The sequence below is a fragment of the Pedobacter sp. JCM 36344 genome (genome assembly GCF_046546555.1).
Taxonomy (GTDB): Bacteria; Bacteroidota; Bacteroidia; order Sphingobacteriales; family Sphingobacteriaceae; genus Pedobacter.
This window is the reverse complement of record NZ_JBKHKK010000006.1, coordinates 165,779-181,330: the sequence shown is the minus strand read 5'-3', so window position 1 is coordinate 181,330 and position 15,552 is coordinate 165,779. Positions and strand designations below refer to the sequence as shown.

Genomic DNA, 15,552 nt, shown 5'->3' with positions numbered 1-15,552 from the left:
GAAAAAAATCTGATTTAATGCTGGGAAACAATTATTGTCTTGCCTAACTCGCTTATAAATTTTAAAAATATTTGTAGCGTAATGCTTGAGAAAATTTTGATTCACATCAGAAATTTTTCTTTAAATTAAAAGAATCATTATTATAAGTCAATTTAGTATGAACAGATATGACTCTTTGGATATTTTTAGATTACTGGCCTCCTTTGCAGTGGTTATATTACACGTTTCAATGGGCTCAATGCCATTAGACATCCAAATTTACCTAAAGCTACTTGCCCGATTTGCTGTTCCATTTTTCTTTTTGGTATCAGGATACTTCTTTTATACCGGATATAAAAAAGATGATCATGTTTTTTTTCTAAAAAACATCTCAAAGTTGTTATGCATTTTTTTGGTGGCTTCGATAATTTTTTTGCCAATTGACATTGCCAAGGGCAATTTTAGATTTAGCCAAAAACTTATTCTTACAGGAACAGAGGGCCACTTATGGTTTCTGCCATCTCTAATTTTGGATTAATTTACTGCTGGTATATCATGCATACCCTTAAATGGTTTAAGTTTTTACCTTTAATTTTCCTTTTATCCTTGCTTCCTTTCCTGTTATTTTATTATACTGTAGGAACAACTATTCAATAATACATTGACCTTGAATTTGCAAGGTTCTTTCTTTCGGTTTCATTCCTTTCTTTAGGAATGTGGTTAGCGCATTACCAGATAAGGCTTACGTTAAAAAGAGGAATTATTTTAATTGCAATTGCTATTATAGTATTAATTTTAGAAGTGGTGTACTTTCGGGTGGTTGATCCTATAGACCTGTGGGGATTTCAGTTTTTAGTTAATACGATTCCTTTGGCTCTGGGCATGTTTTTTATCAGTTTTCATTGCTTAAAGAATAGCTATCTAGCAAGCTTGGGAAGAAAGTACTCATTAGGGATATATTTATATCACCCTTTCGTCAATATGATTATTTACCATTTTATATTAAAAATATTCGGCAATTTTTCTAATACGATTTTGATGATAAATCCAATAATTTGTTTTATGTCAACTTTAGGCCTATTAATTCTCCTAGATAGAAAAGCTCTCACAATTTTCAATTTAATTACTGGGGAATTTAAAAAAGTCTAATGCTAATCGTTATTCTACCTTAACGCCATTCAAGTATTCTGATAATTGACCGGAATGTTTTAAAAACCTATGTTTAAAAGATTTTATTAAACCTCCTTCTGCATTAATTCGTCTAGCAGAGGTAAATACCCTGGCTCTACTATCCGTTACAAGCTTAAGCTGGCCGGTTTTCTTCAGATTAACCGCCATTCTACCATCCTCTGCCTCCTCTACAAAATTTTCACTGCCTATGGCGTTTTCAAAAGCTCGGGTCTTCAATACATTAAATCCACCATTTTGTCGTCCTACCTCTGTTATAAAGCCCATGTTGAATCCAAGGAAATTGATATGTTCCCGTCTGGCTTTGCGAAGTCTCACCATGGCCCCGGTAACCTTTTCATAAAGAAACCACGGCAAGCGACTTTCATCTTTAGACGGTATAAATGAATACCTTCCATATACGCCAACAATATTATCATTAGCCATTAATGGCTTGCACATCAAATCAATCCACTGAGGTGGATAAAAGCTGTCAGAATCTGCACAAAGATGGTATTTACCTAATGCTTTTTCTAAACCAAGTTCTCTGGCAAAAGCTGTTCCCTGTTTTGGTTGTAGATAATTCTTGACTCCTAATTTATCAAGTACTAGCTGAGTTTGATCTGTTGAGTTATTATTTATAACTACGATTTCGACTCTCAAAGAAGTTATATTTGATGATAAAGAAGAGAGAGTCCTATAGATGTTATTTTCTTCGTTCCATGCAGGAATCATTATTGAAACATCTGGATCGTCAGATTTAAAATGCTTAATCTTCGACCGGAGAGAGTTAATGTCTTCGTCAGTTAGATCTTTAAAATTTTTACCCTCAAACAGATGAGGTTTTATCCATTTTGGAAGTTGAAATAATGACATAACTCTATTGCGTCTTTCTAGAACCTTAAATCGTAATTAAATTTGATGTGCTTATATAGGTGCCTCGCTATGCCTATTAAAAAATTAGGGTGTCTTTTCCAGTTTCTTTTGAAGGTGCTGGGTTCTTCTGCTGAATTCATCTGGTCAAACAAACCTTGAAAATCTTCATAGAATAGACCTTTTCCTTTTTTCTTCAAAAAAGAAATCATCATGCTATATTCTGCCTTTTCTACGTTTACACCTTCTTTATAATCGCCAAACTTATCTAAAAATGAACTTCTTCGTAGGTGAGGATGGTCGCTATACATATAAAACTTCCGGTATGTACTTAGGATGTTTGCAGCATTAAACTCCATAGCAGAGAATCCATGTCCCACAGGCTTTAAAAAAGGAAATAATGTGTATGCATAGAACCTAACTATATCGAGATCTTTATCGTTTGCAAGAAATGAAACAGCATACTCAAGTTTTTCTGGGAAAAGCGTTTTTGGAACGAAGTCCTCCTGCACATAAAGAGTTAGTTGTTTACTAATGGCTCTTTGTCCTTTATTGATGTTATTTCCTAGACCCATGTTTTTTTCAGTGGTTATTAATTTACAATCAAAAATTTTCTGCAGTTCTCTTAGTTGAACCACATTTTCAGGTTTGCTTGCATCGTCTGAAACTACGACTTCACCGAAACTGCAGTTTAAATCCTGAAAGCTTTTTAGTAATCTTTTTAAAGAATCTGGTCGATTATAATGAGTTACCATTAAAGAAACGTCTGGAAAATCATATTTTTTTGACATCATTAGCTAACGATTTTTTCTTTATTTTTTTGAAGTAAATGATACAGCCAATTTAATGTTTTTATCATTACTAGTTTATTGTTTTGCTAAGTTTATCGACTATATTAGTGAAATTCAATGCACTAGTTATATTTAGTTATGAAGGATAATATTTCCATTGTTGTTGCGAGCGACAATTTTTACGCAATTCTCATCGCAGCCTTACTTAAGTCGATTGATGTTAATCACAAAACGCCTGAACACATCGACTTCCACATCATTGACGATGGAATTTCTACCAAATTCAAAAAGCAACTTGAAACTATAGTTGATCCTTCTAGATTGACTATTTTCTGGCATACAAGTAAATCGATAATTCCAGCAAATCTATCCATTCCTGTTGACACATCAGGATTTCCAATGACTACCTATCTAAGGGTATTCGCCCCAAATGTAGTTGGTTTGGATGTTCATAAGCTTTTGTATATTGACGTTGACATTATTTTACAGGATGACATTTCTAAACTATGGAACATGTCAACTGGTGAGCATGTCATTGGTGCAATTCAAGATATAGCGAAAACCGTGGATTGTGAATGGGGTGGACTTCCAAATTATAAAGAGCTAGGTCTGGATCCAAAAACAAAGTATTTTAATGCCGGTGTTCTCTTAATAAACACAGATAAATGGAGAGAACAAAATATTTCAGCAGAAATTATAGGAGCTTTAATAAAATATAAAGAAACGGTCCAGCTAGGAGACCAGTATGGATTGAATGTCGTGTTTGCCCAAAAATGGCAAGAACTCGATCAAAAATGGAATTGGTTTGCATCCTGGGAAAATGAGAATCCATCCCTAGTTCATTTTCTAGATATAAAACCAATATTCACAACTTATAATTCTAACGAATTTTTTAAAAAAGAATTTTTTAGGTATCTAGATATGACACCCTGGAAAGGCTTTAAAGTCATAAATGGTAAAAATAGATTATTTCGCAAGGCTTTCAATAAGTTAAAGAAAGCATTTCTTAGATTAAGATAATAAATCACCTTTAACGGTAGATCAAGCTAGAGTTTATATATCCGGTGTAATCAAAATACCAATCAGGATAAACTGTACCACCAGATAATGCCCAATCAGCAAAATGATTGTACACATTAGTTATAGGAGTTTTCTCTATGGGATAATCGAATGGTCCAAAGAAATCAAGAGCGAAAGGTCTATTTAGACTAGAAACATAGTACCTTCCAGTTGCTGCATTAGAATTATCAGCACCCGTATTGAACCATTTTGCCGCAGCAAGATCAGTAGGAGCCTGATTAACCAAATGAACTTCTCTTCCACGATCCAAATTACTTATCATAAAGGGGTTAAATGGAACCATACCTGTATATTCGTCAGAAAGTGGGCCATTCAATAGAATAGTTACAGTTACTAATGGGCTTACCAGTTTTGGTGCTCCTAAAGTAGTATTAATTTGAGTTGTTCCAACTCCGAAAAGGTTTCTATAATGATCAAAAGGAATGATTACTGCTTTACTTTGATTTCTCTCAAGGCCTTTACCGTCCAGAACTACTCCTGCATTTCCGAAAACACTCATGCCGGTTACACTTTGAATCTGAGAAGGCGTGAAAGGAAGTTGTACACCGAAGCCATTCTCAAAATCAGCACCTGCAGCTAAAGCTTTAAATTCTCCAGTTAAGTCTACCAGCTGATTAGATGAATTCATTGCAAACTTGTAACGATAACTTACAACCAGGTCATTAAGGTCATAGTCGCCCTCAAATGGCCAGTTGTCTTCAAATGCAGTAGTTCCCCAAACAGACTGGCTTGGATACCAGCGGGTATAAGCACGTGTAGGATCATTTGGATAATCATCAATTGCATCTTGAACACCATCACCATCGCCATCTAAATAGCTTTCGTCCAATACAGGTACATTTACTGGAGAGATTGCTTCAACGGGATTTGATTGTGCGTAAAATACTAAGTCATTAAAATCATTATCACTGCCTTGACCTGGCAATCTATTGATGTCTTCAAAACCGATCAAAAAAGTACGCTGCGAAACATTGTGAAGAACCACATTATGGCGTTTTTTTGCAGGATCATTCTCAGGGTTAATTCCTTCAGTCGAGAAAAATTTCGTGGCATCAAAATTAATTGACCCGTTACCCTGGTAAGCATTCTGTAATAGAACAAACCCTACCGATGTGCCAGCAGGAAATCTACCTAATTTAACCTTATCACCAGTTATCATATTTCCTTCACCATTTCCTCCAATAAGAGAGCAATTCGGAAATATCACATTGGCATTTGTAATTTGATTTTCGTTTGTTGGTGGATTCCCAGTTGGATAGGTGTAATAAGCTAAGGTATTTCTATAATCAGCACCTTCATGAACAAACGTAATCCAGACATCTGCTAAACGCTCAATCTTCAAGTCGGTTGGGACTTCAGTTGCGATATACTTGTTCTTTACCGGAATTCCATTTGGTAGACTAGCGTCAATTTGATTCATTAACGTAGCAAAACTTATGTTGTCCACAGGAAGTAGACTTATTGGGCGACCCAATGCGTCAAAATCTGCTGAATTATAAGATGTAAAGCCAGATGGGCCCAATCCAGAGATTCTATTAAATGTATATCCGCCTATTGAACTGGTTCTATTACTAACAGCTTTAGATTTAGAGAGTACAATATTTCCGCTATATCCTGTTTTTCCTCCTATTACTGCGGTCAAAGCATTGTCTTTTATGAATGCTGTTACGTTGGAGGCTAGTCCGATGTGAGAAGGATCAATTACTAGGTTCTTTACTGAGGAAGCTATGTTCAGCTTAGTTCTCACATAACCGTTTTTATCACTTAGAACTTTAATCAACTCTTTGCCTTTGCCGACAGCTGTGGGATCGAAAATAGATACAAGCACTCCACTTACTGGCTCTTCAGTACGGCTTAGCAGTCTAACATTTAATTCAATTTGTCGAGTGGTTTTATATGCAAATCCATCAGGAGCATATTTTTTTACTAATAAAGCGTTCTCAGTATTTGTAGTGAGCTCTTTTTTGCATGCGCTTAGAAATAATGTTATGGTTAAAAAAATGGAGAGTAAATTTTTGATCATAATATTTGATGTAAGTTATCTCTGCGCGTGTAGAAATTATAGTACCAATTATAGGAAAGGCCTTTGATAAGAATGAAAGCTCATTTTGAGTTAAAATGGGAGGAGTATTTGTGGATAAAAATACTCAAAACGAGCAAGAAAAAACCCTTTTAAATTATGCATCCTTTGTGCCAATTTGTTATAAAATGCATACAATAGGTAAACATATATGATACTAAAATTAATTCCCGATAAAAGCAGATTATTTCGTGGTTATGTATCGTTGCTCAGATTAAACTTAGAGTTTCAATAAAATTGATTTAAATTATCATCAAAGCAAAGAAATTTAGTTTTGCAAATAGAAGCCACCTATGTTCCAAGTAGGTATAAATTGTGTTTAGCCCAGATGCTTTATGCTACCCTTGTGCGCTTCCACTAAACTAAAGTTACCTCAGGCATCGTAATCACACCTAAATATTTACTAATACTCCTTTGTTTCCTATCTTCAGAAACAAAGCCGATGTATACATGAAACTGCTTACCTGTAAACCCTTCGCCAATGTTTAGTGTCGCTTTTTTCATGGTACGCTGGGCGAGGGAGGTGTCATAAATTGCACAGCTGTTATCAATATCATAGGCTACTACGATTACCCTGTCATTGTAAGCCGAAACATGATAATCCCATTTGAGGTCAATGGTGAAATTCTCACCCAGAGTAACAATTTCTCCAAATCCTGGATCTAATGGGCCATGACTAATGCAGGCTAAAGCCGGGTCGACGTGAAAGCCATTATCATCCTCAACAAGCGCATTCTTTGAAATGAAAGATTTGGCACCAACAAAGCCGTGGCACTTTGGTTTATACCATTGAAATCCAATTCTTACTACGTCTGTGATAGGCTGAAGCCAAGCTTGAGAAACGCCAAACCTGGCCCTATTTGCCAGCTCTTTTTCTGTTGCTTTTTTGAGGCGAGGGCCACGAGTACCACGCATCACATCCTGACCCATTAAGTTGTAGCCATTCACGGTTCCGGCAGTTCCTTTAAAACCACCCATTATTCCATTTTTAATTACTGCCATATTCGATTTTCTATAAGTTGTATACAAGATAAGGATTTCCTTTTAACTATTAAGAACTTATATAGGATTTAATACGGATTTAACAGGAATTTAGTAGGGAATAGGTCCCTGCTACCTCCCTGTTACGTCCCTGTTACCTCCCTGTTAGGTCCCTATAACATACGAACTTCTCTAAATTGCATACCGGCTTGGTCTTTACTCTGGATTAATTCCTTTTATTAAATGATAAATTAAGTTTACAAATTAAGTCAACAATCAAAATGGAAATCGTGGGAACCCGATTATGGTAGGTAGGGCCGGGGCTTCTTATTTAACTAAAAGTTCAGGTGGACGATATAGGTATTTTCCCTTAGTTCGGGATCATATTGATATATAAAGCTATCTGAAGCTAGCGTGATGATGTAAAGTCCGAAATGCTCAGGCATTTGTTCCATGTCTGGCTTTTCTTCAGGATCGGGTTTCAGGAATTTGAATTTATATTCTCCAAGAGGCTGAATGTTATGCCTATTAGACTCAGAAAAACTGATGTTTAGAATGCTTTCTACATCTTCAAAAGGTAGTTGTGGAGAACTTGCGCTGAAAGCAATCTTCAGCCCTTTTTCTATTTTTTGGATGCTGAGATGGGGCTGATCGATAAGTAGCTGTATTGAGGTGTTTGCTTCATTGCTATGCTTAATCGAATTCGTTATCAATTCAATAAGGATCAATTTTATTCTTCTTTGATAGCCCAGGTCTAATGCAATATGCTCTAAAATACTTGCGAGTACATTTTTTGTGTACTCGTAAATCTTTTCGGGATCATTCGGGATATCCAGGTTTATCGTAATTGGAAACATGTTCATTTGAAATCCTCGATAGCCGTTTCTAAAGAATTCTTCAATTCGAATATTTTATCCAGACGGGTTAGTTCAAACAGATTCCTGATGTCATTATTTAACTCTATCAGTATTAACCTGCCGTTTTTTGGAACAAGATTTTTAAGTATGGCAACCAAGGCTCCAAGAAACGAGCTGTCCAGATATTCCACGTGCTCAAAAGAGATAATCAATTTCCTTGTTCCGGATTCGATCTCTTTAAAAACGATTTCTTTAAAGTTTTCCGATTTTGTAAGATTGGCGTCCTTATCAACAATCGTTAGCAACACCAGATCATCGATGTTCTGTTTTTTTACGTTCATTTAAACCTTCTTTATGATGATGATGCTGCAATCATCAACCTGTGAAACATGTTTATCAAAGAGACGATCCTTAATAGTTTGGATACTCTCTTTATTCTGCTTAAAGTTGAACAATTTTTCTTTAAATAAGTTAATGTCGGATTTCTTTTTGCCGTTTAACTCAAAATCAATCATGCCGTCTGATATCATATATAGCTCCTCATCTACATCGAGCTTTATCTCCATCTCATTGTAATCACCAAATTCTGAAAAGCCTAGTAATATTCCATCAGATTTAAACTGGTGTAATTCCATAGTCTCTTCTTCAAATTTGAGAATAGGAAGGTCTCCGGCTCCAGCATACATGACTGTTCCCAACTCATCATCTAACAGCACAATGCTAAGCGTGGAAAATATATCGCTCAATAACTCATCGTCATGAATAACCCTGTTTAGTTTATTGAGAATCTCTGAAAGTGAATAGTTTTCATCATAAACACACAGCCGAATTGCAGAACGGATGTAGCTTAAAAAACTAAATGAAAAAAACCAGGCTCCCCATTTCTTACCCATCACATCCCCAAGAATGATGAATGTATACCGCTCATTTGTTTGAATAAAATCTATAAAGTCTCCACCAGGCTGGTTTTGAAAGGATTGGTTAAAGTAATCTATTTTAAAGTGCTTAAGCTTTGGTGCTTTTTTTGGAATATTACGCAAGTTCAAACGTTCAGCGATTCCTTTGATTTCGCTTAATGAACGTTCATAATGTTCTCTTACAGCTTGTAGAAGGTTATCTATTTTGGAAAGAATATGAGAAGGAGGGGTGTTTTTAGCGATGTAATCAATTGCTTTTAAATCTAATCCCTGCTGCACATTATCTTTATCATTGACGGAGGTGAGGAACAAAAAGGGGATATTTTTAAAGGAATCTTCCTTTAATAATCGGCGCCTAAACTCAAATCCATCTTTCCCGGGCATTTCATAGTCTGAAACGATCAGGTCTGGAGTTTCAGATTGTAGAATTGATTCTGCTTCATCCACAGAAAGTGCAATTTTGCAGTTATAACCATTTGAAGTTAGCAACTTTTCAAAGAGACGCAATTGAAAAATATCGTCATCCACTAGTAAGATGATTCTATTCATCAGTTTTTAAATTTAGTATCGCATTAATCATAATATATATCCCTACCGCAACGATGATCAAAGAGATCAAATCCATTAATGTGACGCCGTCGTTAGGGTTGAAATAGAAAATTGTGAACATCTCAAAATACGGTGGCGCAGGCATGATGATCATTGCAAAACCTAGAGTTACAAATAACAGGCCAATAAATCCCTTTACAACGCGGCTGATACCCAACTTTATATTGAGTTTTTTGGCATCTGAAGAATTAAAATGGTTATTGTTAAGTAGTAACTCGAGCTTATCGAGCTGGTCCATTTTGTCAAGTGGAGACAGAGAGACCTCTCTTACTTCTTTAATCAGCGCCCTTCCGTCAATCTTTTGATCCAGACTTTTATTCAGCCTACCCTTAATTTCCTTGATGTTTTCTGAGTCCAGATCACTCTTGTCTAATAAAGTTATAAATTCTTCCAGTTTGTCAAGTAGGGGTTTATTATCGTCCTTTAGGCTTTCAAACTGGGCAATTTCTTCTGTTAATTTGGTTTTGTTAGGCAAAATATATTACTTTCATCATTCTTAATACAAGTTAGGTTTTTAAAATGGCTTTAATATCAATTATAACAGTAAATTTTAATCAGCCTCAAGCCACTTTAGACCTACTTAAATCCATTTACGAATGCTATCCTAAAGCCAATCTGGAAGTTATCGTAGTGGACAATGGGAGTAAAGAAGATCTTGGAGAAGAATTTAAAAATACGAACCTTCATGTGCTTTACATCCGATCTGAGAAAAATCTTGGATTTGCCGGTGGTAATAATTTGGGCATAAAATCCGCAAAAGGTGAATATTTATTCCTAATAAATAACGATACAGAATTTAGCTCTGGATTACTGGAAACGCTAACTGAAACAATGGATGCGAACCGCAGTATTGGAATCATTTCTCCTAAGATAAACTACTTTGATAAAAAGGAGATCATACAATATGCAGGCTTTACCCCAATGAATTATTACACCTGCAGAAATGAGTGCATTGGACAATTCGAAACAGATCGTGGACAGTTTAATAATATAGTTGCTGAGACTGGGTTCGTGCATGGCGCTGCCATGATGATCAGACGATCGGCCTTGAAAGCCGTAGGTAATATGGCCGAAAACTTTTTTTTATATTACGAAGAAATGGATTGGTGTGAGCAAATAAAACGCGCAGGTTTTAAAATTTGGGTAAATACAAATGCATTGATCTACCATAAAGAATCAATGTCGGTGGGTAAGAACAGCGCTTTAAAGGAGTTTTTTATGAATAGGAACAGAATTCTTTTTATTCGCAGAAATGGTACAGCTATGCAAAAATCATTTTTCTGGGTCTACTTCATTTGCTTTGTAACACCAAGAAACCTCATCAAATATATTTCTGAAGGAAACAGCTCGTACATAAGCATTCTTTTCAAAGCGATATTCTGGAACATCACAAACAAAACTACGAGTAAAAATTTGGGCTACTTTATAAAATAGTTATGATCATCACCTTCTGGGTCGCGCTTTTTCTAATTTTCTACACATTCTTTGGTTATGGTATTCTTCTTTATATTTTGGTAAAGATTAAGCGGCTAATCAATCCCACAAAGAAGAGACTATATATCTTTGAGGAACTTCCTTCCTGCACCATAATCGTAGCCGCTTACAACGAGGCTGACTTTATAGCGGAAAAGATTAGAAACACGCTGGGGCTGAATTATCCTGAGGGAAAATTGAAACTAATATTCGTCACGGATGGCTCAACTGACAGTACTCCGGAGATTGTGTCGAGATATCCTGAGATCAAGCTTTTGCATTCCCCTGCTCGCTTAGGAAAGATTTCTGCAGTCCATAGATCTATGCTCGAGGTGGAAACAGAATTAGTCGTATTTACTGATGCCAATACCTTTTTAAATGCTGATGCTTTGGTCCTAATGTGCAGGCATTACGCAGATCCAACAGTGGGAGCTGTGGCTGGGGAGAAAAGGGTTATGATTGAAGAATCTGCAGATGCAACTGCGGGTGAAGGTTTCTATTGGAAGTATGAATCTAAATTGAAAGCTTGGGATTCCGAGCTTTATTCTGTGGTTGGTGCGGCAGGGGAGCTGTTCAGCGTACGTAAAGACCAATATGAGCCTGTGCCATCTAATAGCGTATTAGATGATTTCATGATCTCAATGAAAATTGCTGAAAAAGGATTTGTGATTGTTTATGAACCTGAAGCATTTGCTCAAGAGAGTTCATCTGCCAATGTGGGAGAGGAGCTAAAAAGAAAAATACGCATCGCTGCAGGAGGCATGCAATCTATCATTTGGTTGAAGTCACTTCTTAATCCGTTTAAATTCCCAGTGTTAAGTTTTCAATATATCAGCCATAGGGTATTGCGATGGACGATTACGCCATTTCTTATGATTCTCGCTTTTCTATTAAATATCTTTATTGTTTTAAAGGCGGCAGATTTTATCTACAGCTTTATCTTAATTGCCCAGGTATTATTTTACTTTTCAGCGTATCTGGGTAAAATCTTAGAAGCTAAAAAGGTTAGGATAAAGCTTCTTTTTATACCCTACTACTTTTGTATGATGAACTATGCAGTATTTGCTGGCTTGATCAGATATTTCAAAGGAAATCAGTCTGTGATTTGGGAAAAGGCAATGAGGAAATGACCATGTTTAGTTCATGGATATTGCCTAATCAAAAAAGAGAATATTTTATTATTCTCTTTCCTTATTAGTGCTGGGGCGTGCAGGCGGAGTAATTGGGCGTGCCGCTGGTTTCTCTGGTGGTGTGGAAACGATCTCTCCAAACTCATTAACGTATGCCATCATGCTTTCCAAATCTCCTCCTGAAGAATTCTGCTGACGTTCTTGTTTACGCTGTTCTTTATCTTCTTTTTTCTTTTGTCTATTTTTTTCCAGTTGCTTCTTCATGAAGGTTGCCTGAGATTTAGCCATATATATTTGTTTAAGTGAAGCCAATCAATGGAATGATCTGGCGAAATAGGGGATAGTGGTGAATGAAAGTTATCCCTGTTTATGCAAAGATAGTAAATATTAGCTATTTATCAAAGTTCGAGTGCGACGCGAAAAGTTGTAGTCGCAGTAATAGCATAGATTTTGGTAGTCGCCCTCCTAAGTTTACCTCTTAAGACATAGTTTATTGTGCCACCTTTAACCAATGTCTTCAGGTCATTTACCGTAGCTGTAACTGGAATGTTTAATGTTTTTACTTTGGAATCACTCGGGTTTGAAGATGCTAATAGATTAGACGATTCACCATTTCCCTCAATAGTCATTCTTATATTTTCGAAATTATCAAACGTAACATTAGCTGCGGTATCCGTGATATTCAATTCAAGACTATTAAGTCGGATGTTCTTAATATTGGTTGACGCGAACCGTTTATTTTGAATCCGAATCATTGAGTCCAGATTTAAATTCACAGGTATGATTGCGATGATTTGGCTAGTGTCGAGACTGGTAATAATTGGTATATTGTAGGCAGTTGCTGATGGACCAATGGTAATATTCATTTCTGTCTGGTCATCAATTTTACTACAAGCGGAGATGAATAATGAACCTATGAAAATCAGTAGGACAAAGGCGAAACTTCTCATATATTTGGTGGTTTTTGAGGTCAAAATATTATATTGTATAAATATTTAAAGCATTGTTAATCAAAAGCATTATTAATATCATATTAACATTTTGTTTAGATATATTACATTTCTTGAGGTAGGTTATAGGTAAAAGACAAAATTAAATTTTGTATTATATTTAAAGTATCAGTCATAGAGCTAATTATACAATTTAACTAAAGTGAATAATCACTAATATTGCGCCCTGTTGTAAGCAGCAGAAAAATCGCTCCTCATGGACTTGAACCGTTCAATTACTGTACCAATAAAGGCTTCGTCAAGAAGCTCAAAAATCTCGTTCGCGCCTCCCCCACTGAGATCCAATTCAGATAGTTTATAACTCTGTTCAAGTGTTCCCTGTTCAAATTTTACAATATACTTTTGGTTCATATTAAATAAGGTAATCTTACATTCAGGGTGGGGTAATTCTGCAATAACTCTCATAGTTTAATAAATTAGTTTACTCCAATTTCACGGATTAAAAAATCGGCTTTGTCAATTTTTGACGCCACCCAAAGTACATATCGAATGTCTACACCAATTGATCGGCTGTAACTTTCATTCCATGCGTAATCGTTAATTGTTGCGCCATAGGCTCTGTCAAAGTTAACCCCTACCAGTTCTCCATAAGCATTCATAATAGGAGAACCGGAGTTTCCACCAGTCGTGTCCATATTGTAAAGAAATGAAACCGGCACATCATTCAAATCTTTTTTTACGTAAGGGCCGAAATCCTTAGCATTCCACAAGCTTTGAACTGCGGCAGGGTATCCAAAATCAGGATTTCCAGTCGCGCCTTTTTCTAGAATCCCTTTAATGGTGGTGTAAGGCTTCATATAGGTTGCGTCAGCTGGCCAGTATCCACGAACGTAACCGTAGGTTAGGCGGAGCGTACTATTTGCGTCAGGAATAAAATCTTTTTTCAGGAACTTTTCTTTAACATTTACATAGTTACCCATTAATTTGTTTAAGGTTCCCTCGCGACGGTCTTTCTCGGGTTTGATGGCAGCAATTTGCGTTGATAGATCTTTTTCAAATAGTAATAGGCCATCATTATACATATTCAACGCTTTCGGGGATGCTAATAGCTTATCAAGGACATAATCCTGGTCTTTCAGCTTAGTGAGTCCAAAGGTATTATCGATATATTGGTCAATTATATCGGTTGTACTTCTGCCCATACTGGTTATTTTGTTAACGGCATTCACTTTTTGGTTGACATCGAATGCTGCTGCGTCAGTTAACATTCTCTTAAAAATTCGTCGGTCTACATCTATTTCGTAATTGTTGTACATTGAAGACAACTCAGTCTTTAGTTTTGTAACGTTTTCATCGAAGTACCTTTGTTTATCTGCTATGGGTTGAGCGTCCAAAGTGGCTTTAAAGGAATTGATTGTTCTGGCAATGTTAAGCAGATTGGTTGAAGTGTATATCTGAGCAAACCAAAGGTCTCTTTTAGCGTCGCCAGTGATCAGTTTGTAAAGGTTATCGATGTCTGTCATCAAGGATCCATAGCTCGCTTTCATATCCACATTGTTGTTTATAAAAGCAACAAGATCACTATCTTCTGTTTTTTTCTGTCCCACAAGGTCTATTCCTTTTAAGCCCTGAAGTTTTCCCTGATAGTTCTTTAAGGTATTCGCATTTCGTTTGATTCTGGTTGCCAGCTTAATCTCTGTAGCTTTACCTTTCTTACCAACATCTTCCATTGTGGTATTTTGAAATTGATAAAGATCGGATACGTAGGGTAAGAGGTACTTTTGTTGATATTCGATAAACGCCGCGGGCCTGTGTCTAAACGTTCTGCCAGGATAACCAAGTATAAAAACAAAGTCTTCCTCATTTGTTCCCTTGGCACTGACTTTAAGGAACTTTTTCGGGCTATAAGGCACATTGTCTTTGGAGTATTTTGCTGGCGATCCATCTGGCGCTACATAAGCACGCATGAAGGAAAAATCACCAGTATGACGTGGCCATACCCAATTGTCTGTCTCGCCTCCAAATTCACCAATTTGTCGGTTTGGAACGTAAACTAACCTTACGTCCTGAATGGTCTTATATTTAAATAGCACGTATGTTCTTCCAATAAACATCTCCGACACCTCTGCTTTAATGCCTGGTTGTTTTTTCTCCGCATCAAGTGCCAGATTTTTCATGGCATCGTTGATCACTTTTAACCTGGAAGCTGGGTCTTCAATCTGAGCAATGGCTCCAAGGATTTTGTCTGAAACATCCTCATAGCTGTCTGTAATCCGACAGGTAAGGCCTTTTGCTTCGATCTCTTTTTCTTTTGAGTTCGCTACAAACCCATTATTGAGGTAATCATGCCCTGGTGTACTGGCTTGTTGAACAGCACTAAACGCGCAGTGATGATTGGTAATAATCAAGCCTTCATTCGAAATAAAGGATCCGGTGCAGCCACCTACGTTTACGAGTGCATCTATCAGGCTTATCCCATTGGGATTATAAATCTCATTTTGATCAATCTTTAGCCCTGCCTTCTTAAGATCGACCTTATGAATTTCGCTTAATGGAAACATACCTTCTTCCCAGGGTTTATATGCCGACTGTATGATTCCGAGGGTTAGAAGTGAAGTTATGACTAAGGTTTTCTTGTTCATCTGTGTGATTATTATGACTATAA

Annotated in this window: 16 protein-coding genes; 4 read left to right on the top strand and 12 right to left on the bottom strand. The window is 36.5% G+C overall.

The window, feature by feature from the left end:
* The first annotated feature begins 157 nt into the window (after positions 1-157).
* On the top strand, positions 158-517 hold the full coding sequence (locus ACHFIZ_RS07995; RefSeq protein ID WP_410884614.1) for an acyltransferase family protein: 360 nt from the start codon (positions 158-160) through the stop codon (positions 515-517).
* Between the two features lie 620 nt (positions 518-1,137).
* On the opposite strand, the gene ACHFIZ_RS07990 is transcribed toward ACHFIZ_RS07995, so the two are convergent.
* Both ACHFIZ_RS07990 and ACHFIZ_RS07985 read right to left on the bottom strand, forming a co-directional pair.
* Positions 1,138-2,022 carry a glycosyltransferase family 2 protein gene (locus ACHFIZ_RS07990; RefSeq protein WP_410884612.1) on the bottom strand — a complete coding sequence of 295 codons (885 nt, stop codon included), beginning with the start codon at positions 2,020-2,022 and terminating at the stop codon, positions 1,138-1,140.
* Positions 2,023-2,039: 17 nt separating this feature from the next.
* On the bottom strand, positions 2,040-2,813 hold the full coding sequence (locus tag ACHFIZ_RS07985; RefSeq protein WP_410884610.1) for a glycosyltransferase: 774 nt from the start codon (positions 2,811-2,813) through the stop codon (positions 2,040-2,042).
* Between the two features lie 135 nt (positions 2,814-2,948).
* Here ACHFIZ_RS07985 and ACHFIZ_RS07980 point away from each other — a divergent pair, with 135 nt between their 5' ends.
* On the top strand, positions 2,949-3,830 hold the full coding sequence (locus ACHFIZ_RS07980; RefSeq protein ID WP_410884608.1) for a glycosyltransferase family 8 protein: 882 nt from the start codon (positions 2,949-2,951) through the stop codon (positions 3,828-3,830).
* A 10-nt stretch (positions 3,831-3,840) separates the two neighbouring features.
* On the opposite strand, the gene ACHFIZ_RS07975 is transcribed toward ACHFIZ_RS07980, so the two are convergent.
* From ACHFIZ_RS07975 to ACHFIZ_RS07950, 6 genes are all read right to left on the bottom strand, one after another.
* Positions 3,841-5,913: an LruC domain-containing protein gene (locus ACHFIZ_RS07975; RefSeq protein ID WP_410884606.1), complete on the bottom strand. Its 2,073-nt coding sequence runs from the start codon at positions 5,911-5,913 to the stop codon at positions 3,841-3,843.
* A 414-nt stretch (positions 5,914-6,327) separates the two neighbouring features.
* Positions 6,328-6,972, bottom strand: a complete 645-nt coding sequence (locus tag ACHFIZ_RS07970; protein ID WP_410884604.1) for a DUF6266 family protein — start codon at positions 6,970-6,972, stop codon at positions 6,328-6,330.
* A 314-nt stretch (positions 6,973-7,286) separates the two neighbouring features.
* Positions 7,287-7,808 (bottom strand): hypothetical protein, encoded by a 522-nt coding sequence (locus tag ACHFIZ_RS07965; RefSeq protein WP_410884602.1) that lies wholly within the window; start codon positions 7,806-7,808, stop codon positions 7,287-7,289.
* A 2-nt stretch (positions 7,809-7,810) separates the two neighbouring features.
* The gene (locus tag ACHFIZ_RS07960; RefSeq protein WP_410884600.1) at positions 7,811-8,149 is read right to left on the bottom strand and encodes an STAS domain-containing protein; all 339 of its coding nucleotides are present in this window, start codon (positions 8,147-8,149) and stop codon (positions 7,811-7,813) included.
* Positions 8,150-9,274, bottom strand: a complete 1,125-nt coding sequence (locus ACHFIZ_RS07955) for a response regulator (protein ID WP_410884598.1) — start codon at positions 9,272-9,274, stop codon at positions 8,150-8,152.
* Positions 9,267-9,809: a hypothetical protein gene (locus ACHFIZ_RS07950; RefSeq protein ID WP_410884597.1), complete on the bottom strand. Its 543-nt coding sequence runs from the start codon at positions 9,807-9,809 to the stop codon at positions 9,267-9,269. Before ACHFIZ_RS07950 ends, ACHFIZ_RS07955 begins: the two co-directional genes overlap by 8 nt.
* A 44-nt stretch (positions 9,810-9,853) precedes the next feature.
* Between ACHFIZ_RS07950 and ACHFIZ_RS07945 the strand changes: the two genes are divergently transcribed.
* Together ACHFIZ_RS07945 and ACHFIZ_RS07940 are read left to right on the top strand one after the other, a co-directional pair.
* The gene (locus ACHFIZ_RS07945; RefSeq protein WP_410884595.1) at positions 9,854-10,768 is read left to right on the top strand and encodes a glycosyltransferase family 2 protein; all 915 of its coding nucleotides are present in this window, start codon (positions 9,854-9,856) and stop codon (positions 10,766-10,768) included.
* A gap of 2 nt (positions 10,769-10,770) precedes the next feature.
* Positions 10,771-11,937, top strand: coding sequence for a glycosyltransferase family 2 protein (locus ACHFIZ_RS07940; protein WP_410884593.1), 1,167 nt, complete (start codon positions 10,771-10,773; stop codon positions 11,935-11,937).
* A gap of 48 nt (positions 11,938-11,985) precedes the next feature.
* Here ACHFIZ_RS07940 and ACHFIZ_RS07935 read toward each other — a convergent pair whose 3' ends face one another.
* The 4 genes from ACHFIZ_RS07935 to ACHFIZ_RS07920 all read right to left on the bottom strand — a co-directional run bounded on the left by ACHFIZ_RS07935 (position 11,986) and on the right by ACHFIZ_RS07920 (position 15,529).
* Positions 11,986-12,225 carry a hypothetical protein gene (locus ACHFIZ_RS07935; protein WP_410884591.1) on the bottom strand — a complete coding sequence of 80 codons (240 nt, stop codon included), beginning with the start codon at positions 12,223-12,225 and terminating at the stop codon, positions 11,986-11,988.
* Positions 12,226-12,335: 110 nt separating this feature from the next.
* A complete protein-coding gene (locus tag ACHFIZ_RS07930; RefSeq protein ID WP_410884589.1) occupies positions 12,336-12,887 on the bottom strand; it encodes a hypothetical protein in 552 nt (183 codons plus the stop codon).
* Between the two features lie 213 nt (positions 12,888-13,100).
* Positions 13,101-13,352, bottom strand: a complete 252-nt coding sequence (locus ACHFIZ_RS07925; RefSeq protein ID WP_410884587.1) for a hypothetical protein — start codon at positions 13,350-13,352, stop codon at positions 13,101-13,103.
* Positions 13,353-13,363: 11 nt separating this feature from the next.
* Positions 13,364-15,529, bottom strand: coding sequence for a S46 family peptidase (locus ACHFIZ_RS07920; RefSeq protein ID WP_410884585.1), 2,166 nt, complete (start codon positions 15,527-15,529; stop codon positions 13,364-13,366).
* Positions 15,530-15,552: the final 23 nt, after the last annotated feature.